Source organism: Trinickia mobilis (assembly GCF_017315705.1).
Taxonomy (GTDB): domain Bacteria; phylum Pseudomonadota; class Gammaproteobacteria; order Burkholderiales; family Burkholderiaceae; genus Trinickia_A; species Trinickia_A mobilis.
Window position 1 is genome coordinate 351923 of record NZ_JAFLRF010000001.1, and the last position, 12233, is coordinate 364155.

A 12233-nucleotide genomic window follows, 5' to 3' on the forward strand; every position below is an offset into this window, starting at 1 on the left:
ATGACCTCCGGTTCTTGGATTTTTAGTGAAAGGGATTTTTAGCGAAGTGCGCGCGGATCCAGGCGGCACTGAAAAAATCGAACGACTTCCTGCAAGGCAGGCGCGTGCTGCGCCAGCGCGCCATGCGAGACGCTAGGAAAGCGAACGACCTGCGTCAGCACGCCCGCGCCGATCAGGTTGCCCGCGTATTTCTCGGCCTCGACATGCAGCACGTCGTTTTGCGCCGTCACGATGAGCGTTCCCGGCAGGCCCGCCAGCCGTGACGCTTCGAGCGGCGCCGCATACGGGTGAATGCGCTGCGCCGCCTGCGGCAAGTACGCGCGATAGCACGCCGCGCATTCGCTGGCGGTGATGTCGGACGACAAACGGGCGGCGTCGCCCAGGCGCGTCAGGCTCGGGTCGAGCATGGGCCCGAGCAGCGCTTGCGCACGCACGGTCACGTCGCCGCGATCGCGCGCCATGAACGCCAGGCAATTCGCGATCTGCCCGCCCGCGTCATGGCCGGCCACGCCGATACGCTTCGGATTGCCGCCATAGGCTCGCGCCTTGCTTTCGATCCAGCGCACCGCGCGATAGGCGTCTTCCGGCGCGGCCGGAAACGGATGCTTCGGCGCAAGCGAATAATCGACCGATACGACCAGGGCCGGTAACTGCTCTGATAAATAGCGCGATTCAAAATCCGCTTCGTCCAGCGAGCCGCGTACAAAACCACCGCCGTGAAAATAAAGCACTATCGGCAGCGCGGTTTTATTTGCCGGGCGATAAAGGCGTAGCGTAATGTGTTTCTCGTATCCCGCTATCTGCACATCGGTCACCGTCAGCGTGCGCCCGGCGGTCGCGAACGGCGGAATGAACGGATTACGGGTTTCGAGAGCTTCCATAGCCAAAAGCGCAAAGCGCGACAGTTCACAATGGTCCGAATTGTGGGTTCGGCAAGCTCGCGAATAAATGCCTATAATCCGGCAACACAATTCGGTGCGCCCAAACAATCGATCGCATCTGTGTGCCGTCAGGCACCCGGATGGGGTGTGCCAATCCGCTGGAGGTTGCGATGGACCGGCTTCAGGCCATGCAAGTGTTCACCCGTGTCGTCGACACGAATAGCTTTACCAAAGCCGCGGAAACGCTGGACCTGCCGCGCGCATCGGTCACGACGATCATTCAGAATCTCGAGGCGTTTCTCGGCGTGCGCCTGATGCACCGGACGACGCGCCGCTTAAGCCTCACGCCCGACGGCGCAGCCTATTACGAGCGTTGCGTGCGCATTCTCGCGGATGTCGAAGAGACCGAAACGTCGCTCCAAAACGGCAATAAGAAACCGCACGGCAAACTGCGCATCGACATGCCGGGTTCGATCGGCCGCACCCTGGTCATTCCGGCGCTGTGCGAATTTCATACGAAATACCCGGATATCGATTTGCAGCTCGGCTTGTCGGACCGGCCTGTCGACTTGCTGCAAGAAGGCGTCGACTGCGTGATTCGCGTCGGCGCTTTGCAGGATTCGTCGCTCGTCGCGCGCCGCATCGGCTTGTTCGAAGGCGTGACGTGCGCGGCGCCGAGCTATCTCGGGCGCATGGGTGAGCCGAAGACGCTCGAGGATTTGAGCCAGCACCGCGCGGTCAATTATTTTTCGAGCCGCACGGGGCGCGTGATGGATTGGGCGTTCCTCGTCGACGGCAAGGAAGTCGAAGTCAAGATGAACGGATTGGTGTCCGTCAACGATGCCGATGCGTACGTGACCTGCGCGGTCGAAGGCTTCGGGCTGATTCAGCCCCCGCTTTTCATGGTGCAGCCGCATCTGCGTTCCGGCGAATTGAAGGAAGTGCTGCCCGACTGGAAACCGCTGCCGATGCCGATCTCGGCGGTGTATCCGCACAGCCGGCACTTGTCGCCGAAAGTGCGGGTATTCGTCGACTGGATCGCCGATGTGTTCGACCGCTGCCCGTTGCTGAGCGGCCGGCAGAGCCTTGAAAAGACCTGCAGCAAGCGCACGTTCGAAGAACTGGAAAAAACTCCGGCGCTCGATACGCCCGTGATTTCCGAATGGTTGGCATGAACGGTTCGGCGGGCATCGCCGCTCGCCGTATCGATTGTCCGGCGTTGCGGCGCTTGAACGCCTTACTTAAATGCATCGGCTTAATCCCGCGCTTCAAATAAGGTCTTCCTCCCGCGAACGCATTGTTCGCCCTCGACAAAAAATCATTTCGCCGTTTTCCCATTTATCGGAACACCGGCTCCCCTTACATTTCACCCTGTCGCGGCGCTGATCGTCAGCGCCCCATCGTATCGACAGGAGTTTGATCATGAAGCGGCAACTCATCGCAGGTCTTGCGCTTTCGCTGCTGGCCAGCGCACCGGCATTCGCGCAAGGCGGAGGTATCGGGCACGCCGGCTCGTACAACGACTATTCGTGGGTCGGCACCAGCACGAAAACGCGTGCCGAAGTGCGGGGCGATGTCGTGCAAGCCGAACGCGACGGCACGCTGCCGTCGATGAACAAGCAAAGCTATCCGAACCTGAGCCTGCAAGGGCAAACGCAAGCGCGTCGCGTCGCGCTGCAGGAAAACAACGACCCGCTGCGTCTGGCGCGCGCCGGCCACTAAGCGAACAGATCAAGGAGCCCATCATGAACGACACACTGCCTTCCGAACTCGATCATTGGAATACCGACACCCCCGTGTGGACGCCGTACCGGCCGACGCAACACTGAGGCAGGCCGCAAGCGAACGAACACTCAGCGCTGAGGCACGCCGTCGCGCCAATCGCCCCAGTGCGCCGCAATGTCCTGCACGAGCGGATTGCCCGCGCGATACAGGTTCTCGACGGCCGGTGTAAAGCCGCCTTGCGCTGCGTAATCGAGCAGATTGTCCGCGCTCGTTTGACCGGCATAGGGGCGGTCGAAATCCGAGCCCGCGCGCAACACCGCAACGCGATTCAAATCGACGCGGCTCGCGTTCGCTGCGCGCGTGAGTGCTTCATACGTGGCGTTGTCTTCTTGCTGCGTCGTGCAATACACGCCTTTGCCGTCCGTGAGGATCCGGGTCCAGTCGCGCGCGCGCTGACCGAGCAACGTGCCGGACCACCAGTTGTCGCTCGCGAGCGTATCGCACTGAATCACCGACGGCGGCTGATTCGCGGGCGCATAGCGATACTTTGCGCGCGCCGCCTGGGCTTCCTTGCTGTCCGAGAGCGCGACGCCGCGCGATAGCGCAAAAGCCGCATCGGCGAGCTGCGGGTTGAGCTGGAACATCTCGCTGCGATAGTCGAGCGGCGGCTTCTCGTTGGGGTTCTTGGTGTTGATGCCGAGGTAGCCCGTCTTCCAGCCGCGAGGAATTTCGCGGCCGTCGAGTTCCCATTGAATGCCGAAGTCCACGAGATACTTCGCCCACGCCGCCGAGCCGAGCGTGCCCTGCGAAGGATCGATGCCGGCGATGCCCGCGATCAGGAAATACGTCTTGCGCAAGTCGAAGCGCGGCGAAAATGCCAAGGCCATCGTCGACGCCGCCGCATTCGCGTGGCCCATGCCGGTCGTCATCACGCAGATGCCGTTCTGGTTGCAGTGGACGTTGGGATAGTCAGGAGCGAGGCCCGCCACCGGAATCGATTCCCAAGGACCCAGATGATTCAGCCACACTTGCCCTTCCGGCGCGAACATCGAGACGATCATGACTTTGACAGGGCGGCCGGAAGACGCCGTATCGGCAAAGCTGCCGGTGTCCTGCCGGGCGGATGGGGTTGCCGCACAGGCAGCGAGAGTCAGCGCGGCGAGCGAGACGAGGAAGCGGATCGGCATCGACGGTTCCTTTTGTTATTGATAACGGCACGAACATATCGGTTTAGACGGGGCATGACAAACCCTTTTCTTATCGCGCAAGACATCGATCGTTGTGCCTTGCGACCACGCTATCCGATCCAATTACAAATCCCGTAACCGATCCAGAACGTGCTTGCCAGATGCGCTCCCTGCTCCCTGAGCCTGCATCGCCTGTTGATCGATCGTCTGCGGTTGCTTGGGCTCTCCCTCCGGCACCAGCACACTCCGCTGCGGATTCGCAATTTCGATACCGCGTTCCTTGAAGCGCTGCGCGATCTGCAGATTGAATTCGCGCTGCACTGCCCAGCGTTTCGAATCGCGGCATTGAACCTGACCGCTCATCGTCACCAACGCGCCGTCGACCTTGTCGACGCCCCAATAAGCGAAATCCGACAAGATACCGTCCTTGAACCGCTCGTCCTCACGCAGCGCGGCGCCGATCTCCTTGAGCGTCGCAACGGCAAGGTCGATGTCCTGCCCATAAACGATGCTCACCGAGACCGCTGCATTGCCGATGCCGCGATTCGTATTGTTGACGGTCGACACCGAACTGAACGGCACCGTATAGAGCGAACCGTCGCTGCCGCGCAAGCGCACCGTGCGGATCGACAGATACTCGACCGTGCCCGACACCCCCGCGAGCGTCACCCAATCGCCCACCTGCATCGCGTTCTCCATCAGCAGGAAGATCCCCGTGATGAAGTCCTGCACGAGCTTTTGCGAACCGAAACCGAGTGCCACGCCGAAGATGCTTGCGCCCGCAAGCAACGGCGCCGTGTTCACGCCGAGCTCGCTCAAGCCCGTGAGCACGACCACCAGCGCGATCATGATGAAGACGATCGCGCGCAGCATCGGCACCAGCGTGCGCAGCCGCGCGGCGCGCATGAGATCGCCATCCGCGGTCCAGACGTCGAGCCGGCGTTCGAGTGCGACGTTGATCGACTCCCACACGAAGAGCGCGATGATCGCCGCGGCCGCGATCGTCGTGATCGCCGACGCGAGCCGCGAGCCGACGCTGCCGCTCGCCACGGCATGCCACACGTGGACGCCCCACACCGAAAGGATGAGATTCAACGTGACGAGCACGATGATCGCCCACGCGACACGCCGCAACAGCGGGTAGTAGCGATACGCGTGCTGAAACGCGACCGAGCCCGTCTCGCCTTCCTTGACCTTGAAGAGACGCCCGAGCGCGCCGAACGTGACCATCGCGACCAAGCGCGCACTGATCAGCACGAGCACCGAAAGCCCGCCGCGATGCAGCAGCACGCGATAGCCGTTGTGCACGTCGAGCGCCCAGACGAACCAGAGCGCCATCACGAAGAACACCGCAAGGCCCGCCCATACGTCGGCCAGCCAGTTGCCGACGACGAGGAGCGAACGGTCGCTCCTGGTGGCCTTGCGAATCCAGCGCGCAACCGGACGGCGGCATTGCAGGATCAGGACCGAGACCATCACGTGGCCGATCAGCGTGACGATCTTGACGATCGCCAAATGCGCATCGGGCGCGAGGCCGAGCGGCAGCGGCGCCGCGGCGATCGCCGCGCCCGCGCCGAGCACGGCGGCGAGCCGCACGACCCAGCGCTGCGCGAATTGCGCCCAGGTGTCCGGCAGCCTCAACAGCCGCAGCTTCGGCGTGTGCGGCGCGAAGAAGAAATCGCCCGCGAGCGCGAGCGCGCGGCAGATCGCGTAGATCTGAATCAGCGAATCGAGCACGCGCTCGCCGGGGCTGCCTTCGTCGGTCAGCGCGGACATCAGCGCAATCGCGGCCGCGACGAACACAAGCAGCGGCACGGCCTTGAGCACGATGCGCAGCAGCGCGATCGGCAACCGTTGCAGCACGGTCCAATGGTGTCCGGCCTTCTCCGCATTGCGCGCGCTGCGCGCGGCGGCGCTGCCGGGCGCAGGCGCGGCAGTCGAATCGTCCGCCGGCCGGGGCGCAATGGCTTCCGTTGTGCCTCTATTGCGCCGCGCCGCACGCATCGCTTCTTCTTCGATTTCCATCCTGCGTCCCACCAGCGCCCTCACCCGCTTCTTGAACGTATAGTGCGTCAACGCCGCGAGCAAGCCCGCCGGTATCAGCGTGGCAAGCACGACCCACGCGAGATGGCGCAGCAACTCGACCTCTTGCGGGCTCGCCATTTCATCGCGCCACCACGCACGCACCGATTGCGTATCGAGCAAGGCCATCGTCGAGCGCCCGAGCGCGCCGCTGACGATATGCACGCCGCTGGCCACCTGACGGGATAGCTGCGACGCGAGGCCGTTCGCCTGAAATGCGGACGGCAATGCGCTCGACGCCGCGCTCGCGGCGTGCGGCGCCGGGGCTGCGGGCGCGGAAGCGGCAACCGCCGCCGGAGCAGGCGGTGCGCTGAGCGCGCCCGCCGCGGCGACGGCGCGCAGCGTGACCTCGATCTGCGCGCGGCGCGTGGGGTCGTTGAGCACTTCGAGCGCCCGGCGCGCCTCATCGGGCGTCAGTGCAACGGGAGAGGGATTCGAGGCGGGAGCCGCCGCACGCGTTGCGGCACCGGATGGGGAGGCGACGCCAAACGTCGCGATCGACAAGAACAGGCAAACGAGAACGGTTTTGCGCATAGAAGGAAAGAGAAGCACGCCAATGATTCACTGAGATGCGGCGGAAGCCGCGGCCCGCATGCCCCTGCGCTGAGCAATGCGCGTGCCACGGCTAAAAACGATCGCGGCGAGGCAAGGCCTCGACCGTCGGCGGCAGCCTGCGTGCCCGGCCAAGCCGGGCACGCCGGTCCCCGAAGAGCGCTTTCGCGAGAGCCGCCATTATCGGCAATTCGCCGCAATCATGTCGAGCCGCGGTGCACGCATCCGCCCTCAAACTCGTTCCAGCACGGCCAGTTCCCGCACGAGCACCAGCAGCATCGACAGACTCGCGCCGCCCGTGGCCCGCTGCTCCGCAATCAAGCGCGCGTAGCGATCGAGCGCTTCCACCCGCTTGGCGCGCCACACGTTCGCGATCGCTTCCGCGGTGTTCAACTCGCGTGCTTCGCCGAGCGCGCTCGTTGTCACCACGCGCCTCAAGCGCGCAAATTCCGCAAGCGCTGCGGCGCGTGCGAGCAGGTCCCAATGCGTGTGGGTAGGCAGCGCACTCGCCCGCTCGGTAATGAACCCGTAGTTGAGCTCCGTCGCCAGCGAGAAATACACGCCGGCGACCAGCTCGAGCGGACGCCCGCTCGCTGCCGCCACATCGGCAATGTCGAGCACCGCCGCCGAAATCTCGCGGCTCACCACGCGCATCGCGAGCTCGCCGTCGACGCCCGCCTCCACGAGCGCACGCTGCCGTTCTTGAAGCGCTTCGAGGTCGGCCGCGGGCAGCAAATCCGGCAATTGCGGCGCGAGCCGCTGGGCCGCATCGCGGCAGCGGGCGATGAGCGCGGCGACGCCGTCGCTGTCGACGCGCTCGACGCTCGTCTGCAAGTGCCGCAGGAACCACAGCGCGGCGCGCTCGACGAGCCGCGCGACTTCGACGAACATGCGCGCCTGCACATCGTCGGCGACGCGGTTGTCGAGCGCGTCGATGCGGCGCCAGACGTCGTCGAGATCGAACACGTCGCGCGCGACGATGCACGCGCGCACGATGTCGCCCGGCTTGGCGTCCGTCTCCTCCTGCAAGCGATGCACGAACTCGCAGCCGACGCGGTTCACGAGCGCATTGGTCAAATGCGTCGCGAGGATTTCACGCTTGAGCGGATGCCGCTGCATCGGTTCGGCAAAGCGCGCTTGCAGCGGCTTCGGGAAATAGTCGACCAGCATGCCGGCGACGAGCGGGTCTTCCGGCACGTCGGATTCGAGCAATTCGTCGTAGAGCCACATCTTGCTGTATGCGAGCAGCACCGCGCGCTCCGGCGAAGCGAGCCCCTGTTTCGCCGCGATCCGCTCGGCGATCTCGTCGTCGGTCGGCAGGAATTCGATCACGCGGTTCAGACGCCCGAGGCGTTCGAGGTAGCGCATCAGCCGCGCCTCGGGCTCGAGCAATTCGGCGCCATAGCGCCCCGCGATCGACAGCGCCTGCGTTTGATAGTAGTTGTCGCGCAGCACGAGCAGGCCCACTTCGTCGGTCATGTCGGCAAGCTGCTTGTTGCGCTGCTTCTCGGTCATCTCGCCGTCGGCCATCACGAGGCCGAGCAGAATCTTGATGTTGACCTCGTGATCCGAGCAATCGACGCCCGCGGAATTGTCGATCGCATCGGTATTGATGCGGCCGCCCTTCTGCGCGAATTCGATGCGCCCAAGTTGCGTGAGCCCCAGATTGCCGCCCTCGGCCACCACCTTCACGCGCAGCTCCGCGCCGTTCACGCGCACGGCGTCGTTCGCGCGGTCGCCGACTTGCAGGTGCGTCTCGCGGCTCGACTTCACGTAGGTGCCGATGCCGCCGTTGTAGAGCAGATCGACCGGCGCGAGCAGGATCGCGCGAATCAGGTCGACCGGCGCGAGCGACGCCGCGTGGATGCCGAGCACCGCCTGCATCGCGGGCGAAACGGGAATGGTCTTCGCCGTGCGCGGATACACGCCGCCGCCGGCCGAGATCAGCGACGTATCGTAGTCGGCCCAGCTCGAGCGTTCGAGCGCAAAGATACGCTCACGTTCCCCGAGGCTCACCGCCGGGTCCGGGTTCGGATCGAGGAACACATGCCGATGGTCGAACGCGGCGACGAGCCGGATATGCGGCGAGAGCAGCATGCCGTTGCCGAACACGTCGCCCGACATGTCGCCGACGCCGACCACCGTGAAATCGGTCGCCTGCGTATCGACGCCCATCTCGCGGAAATGGCGCTTCACCGATTCCCACGCGCCGCGCGCGGTGATCGCCATCTTCTTGTGGTCGTAGCCGACCGAGCCGCCCGACGCGAACGCGTCGTCGAGCCAGAAGCCGTAGTCGTGCGCAATCGCGTTCGCGTAGTCGGAGAACGTGGCCGTGCCCTTGTCCGCGGCGACGACGAGGTACGGGTCGTCGGGATCGGCGCGCACGACGTTCGGCGGCGGCACGATCGCACCGGCGACGCGATTGTCCGTGACATCGAGCAGGCCGCGCAGGAAGGTCTGATAGCAGGTCACGCCTTCGCGCATGAACGCTTCGCGATCGCCCGCCGCCGGCGGGTTCTTCACGACGAAGCCGCCCTTCGAGCCGACCGGCACGATCACGGTGTTCTTCACCATCTGCGCCTTCATCAAGCCGAGCACTTCGGTGCGGAAGTCCTCGCGACGGTCGGACCAGCGCAGGCCGCCGCGCGCGACACGTCCGCCGCGCAAGTGCACGCCCTCGACCCGCGGCGAGTACACCCAGATCTCGAACATCGGCTTGGGCTCGGGCAGCCCCGGCACCTTCGCCGGATTGAGCTTGAACGACAGATACGGCAGCGGCTTGCCGTCGCTCGCGCGGCGGAAGTAGTTGGTGCGCACCGTGGCGTTGATGACGCCGAGGAACTGCCGCAGGATGCGGTCTTCGTCGAGATTCGGCACCTGGTCGAGCGCCGCTTCGAGGTCCTTGGTCAACTGTTCGGTGTACGCGGCGCGCGTGTCGCCGAGCGTCGGGTCGAAGCGCGCGATGAACAGCTCGACGAGCCGGCGCGCGAGCGCGGGGTTGCCCGTCACCGCGCGTTCGATATAGGCGTCGCTGAAAGTCGAGCCGACTTGCCGCAAATACTTCGCGTACGCGCGCAAGATCGTCACCTCGCGCGAGCCGAGCTGCGCGCGCAGCACGAGCCGGTTGAAATCGTCGCTTTCGATCTCGCCGGTCCACACGCGATCGAACGCTTCTTCGAACAGCGCCTTCACGCGTTCGATGTCGAACTCGACGTCGTCGACGAGCTCCAGCCCGAAGTCGTGCACCCACGCCGGCTTCGAGCCCACCGGCTCGATCAGGTACGGCCGCTCTTCATCGACGCGCACGCCGAGATGCTCGAGCATCGGCAAGCTGCGCGACAGCGCGATCGCCTGCTCGGTGCGGAAGACCTTGAAGCGAAATGCGCGCGGCGCCGCCTCGATCGGCCGATACAGATTCATCGCTAGGTGCTTGCCGTCCTGCACCTGCTCGATCAGCTCGATATCGCGCACCGCGGTGCGCGCCGCGTAATCCTCGCGATAGCCCGCCGGGAACGAGTCGCCATAGCGCTGCAGCAGCCGGTTGCCCGCTTCTTCGCCGAAGCTGTCGAGCAGCGCATCGGCAAGGTCGTCCTGCCAGCGGCGTGTCGCCTGCACGAGGCGCACTTCGAGTTCGCGCGTATCGACATCGGGAAGCGCGCCCGGTTGCGTGCGAACGACGATATGAATGCGCGCCAGCGGCGACTCCGACAGCAAAGGCGTGAATTCGACGGCGGTGCCGTTGAACGCGCCCGTGAGCAGCTTCGCGATGCGGCGGCGCAAATCGGTGTTGTACTTCTCGCGCGGCACGAACACGAGGCACGACACGAAGCGGTCGAAGCGGTCGCGCCGCACGAAGAGCCGCGTGCGCTGATGCTCCTGCAAGCGCAGCACGCCGAGCGCGATGTCGTAAAGCTCGTCTTCGCTCGTCTGGAACATCTCGTCGCGCGGAAACTGCTCGAGCACCGTCACGAGCGACTTGTACAAGTGCCCCTTCGCGAGAAACCCGGCGCGCCTCACGATGTTCGCGCATTTGCGGCGCACGATCGGGATCTCGTAAGCGGAACCGGTATACGCGGTCGACGTATAGAGTCCGATGAAGCGCCGCTCGCCGCGCAGCTTGCCGTCTTCCCCGACGAGCTTCACGCCGGCATAGTCGAGGTATCCCGGCCTGTGCACGGTGGCGCGCGAATTGGCTTTCGTCAGGAAAATCGGCGTCGGCCCGCTGATGATGTCGGCTGCCGCGGCCGGCAACGGCGTGAGGTCCGGCGCGTCCGCCAAGCGCAAGGCCTCGCGCAAAATGCCGGATCCGGTACCGGGTACGCCGCGCAGCGCAAAGCCGCCGTCATGTGTCACGAGCTCGTAATCGCGCTGCCCGAGAAACGTGAAATGGTCGGCGGCCATCCATTCGAGGAACGCGCGCGCCTCGACGCCTTCCGGAGACGTCTCGCGCGCGAGCATCTCTTTGATCGTGCGCTTCGCGACCTCGGTGATCTTCGGCCAATCCTCGACCGCGGCGCGCACGTCGCCCAGCACGCGCGCAAGCGTCGTGCGCAGCTCGGCGAGTCTCGCCGCATCGCCGCAGCGGTCGATCTCGAAGTGGATGAACGATTCGAGCCGCGACGGCGCGGCATCGGCAGCGCCCGCTACCGCGGCGCCGCCGAGCGCGACGCGTTCGATGGCGCCGTTCGCGCCGCGCCAGACGCGGAACACCGGGTGCAACCCGGAATGCAGCGCGAGCCCGCAGCGGTTCACCTCCATCGTCACCGAGTCGACGAGGAACGGCATGTCGTCGTTGACGATTTCGATGACCGTGTGGTCGGAGTGCCAGCCGTGCTGGTCGAGCACGGGGTTGTAGACGCGCAACTGCTCGCTGCCGGAGACGAACTTCTGCGCGGTCTGCCAATGCGCCATGGCGGCGCCGTAGAGATCGGCGATGCTGCGGCTTTGCACATCGTCCGCATCGGCCTGCTCGTAGTAGTGCAGCAGGAAGGGTTCTGCCGCGGCGAAGACGGGTTCCGGCAATCGTCCCCGCGCGTAATCCGCGACATCGTTGATCAGGTGCGCAACGGCATCTTCGTTCTTCGCTTCCATGACGTCCTCCGCTTAGGGTTTACGGTGACCATCTGGCTTGCTTGCTTCGAACGGCATTATGCGCCTGTCGCGAGGCACTTTGATGAGGCAGATCGATGTGCGGACGCACAAACTTCGGGCTTTACTCGTGCGCCGACAGCAGCTCGGTTTGGGGCGCGTTCCGCCTTCAAACATTCGAACTCCACGGTCAGGGGCTCACGTTTCAGTCTTCGGCGTTCGAGTTCGGCGGCTGCGGTTCGTTTTCCAGCCCATTCGGCGATTGCAAAATAAAGCTCGAAAATGGCGGCTTCGATCGCTAAGCAATCCTTTGCTGGTCGAGCTGGTTGAGCGCATTATCGGACCTGCTGACTCCAGTTGAATGACGAAACCAGCCGCCACGCTCGCGGGAATCAGACTGGCTACAGGTATGAAGATTGCTGTCGCGCCGGGCGCAAAAGGAGTCCTGCACCAAGCCGCGGGGCTGCGGCGAACCCGTGTCTATGCCGAAGAGGGAGGAACGAATATGCAATGGACGACGCCTAGCTACACCGATATCCGTCTTGGTTTCGAAATCACGATGTATATCGCCACGCGTTAGCACCGCGTGAGCTGTTACGGGCGGCCCATCCGCCGCACCGTTCTCGACCGCCTGCCGGCGTTGCGGCGATAGCCGCTCCTCAAGCGACGAGCCCGTCACCTCGGCGCCGGGTGGCACTGTGCCCGGCACGGACACGAC

Annotated in this window: 7 protein-coding genes; 3 read left to right on the top strand and 4 right to left on the bottom strand. The window is 64.7% G+C overall.

The features are described 5' to 3' along the window. Window positions 1-38: 38 nt before the first annotated feature. The gene (locus J3489_RS01630) at window positions 39-881 is read right to left on the bottom strand and encodes an alpha/beta hydrolase (protein WP_206995496.1); all 843 of its coding nucleotides are present in this window, start codon (window positions 879-881) and stop codon (window positions 39-41) included. Window positions 882-1051: 170 nt separating this feature from the next. Here J3489_RS01630 and J3489_RS01635 point away from each other — a divergent pair, with 170 nt between their 5' ends. Both J3489_RS01635 and J3489_RS01640 read left to right on the top strand, forming a co-directional pair. After that, window positions 1052-2056, top strand: coding sequence for a LysR family transcriptional regulator (locus tag J3489_RS01635; protein WP_206995497.1), 1005 nt, complete (start codon window positions 1052-1054; stop codon window positions 2054-2056). A gap of 247 nt (window positions 2057-2303) precedes the next feature. Further along, window positions 2304-2603 carry a DUF4148 domain-containing protein gene (locus J3489_RS01640; RefSeq protein WP_206995499.1) on the top strand — a complete coding sequence of 100 codons (300 nt, stop codon included), beginning with the start codon at window positions 2304-2306 and terminating at the stop codon, window positions 2601-2603. Between the two features lie 131 nt (window positions 2604-2734). On the opposite strand, the gene J3489_RS01645 is transcribed toward J3489_RS01640, so the two are convergent. The 3 genes from J3489_RS01645 to J3489_RS01655 all read right to left on the bottom strand — a co-directional run bounded on the left by J3489_RS01645 (window position 2735) and on the right by J3489_RS01655 (window position 11518). Continuing rightward, on the bottom strand, window positions 2735-3793 hold the full coding sequence (locus tag J3489_RS01645) for a purine-nucleoside phosphorylase (RefSeq protein ID WP_206995500.1): 1059 nt from the start codon (window positions 3791-3793) through the stop codon (window positions 2735-2737). A 123-nt stretch (window positions 3794-3916) separates the two neighbouring features. Beyond that, the gene (locus J3489_RS01650) at window positions 3917-6409 is read right to left on the bottom strand and encodes a mechanosensitive ion channel family protein (protein ID WP_206995502.1); all 2493 of its coding nucleotides are present in this window, start codon (window positions 6407-6409) and stop codon (window positions 3917-3919) included. Window positions 6410-6658: 249 nt separating this feature from the next. Next, window positions 6659-11518: an NAD-glutamate dehydrogenase gene (locus tag J3489_RS01655; protein WP_206995504.1), complete on the bottom strand. Its 4860-nt coding sequence runs from the start codon at window positions 11516-11518 to the stop codon at window positions 6659-6661. Window positions 11519-12020: 502 nt separating this feature from the next. Here J3489_RS01655 and pqqA point away from each other — a divergent pair. Continuing rightward, window positions 12021-12095 carry a pyrroloquinoline quinone precursor peptide PqqA gene (gene pqqA / locus J3489_RS38455; protein WP_091012800.1) on the top strand — a complete coding sequence of 25 codons (75 nt, stop codon included), beginning with the start codon at window positions 12021-12023 and terminating at the stop codon, window positions 12093-12095. Window positions 12096-12233: the final 138 nt, after the last annotated feature.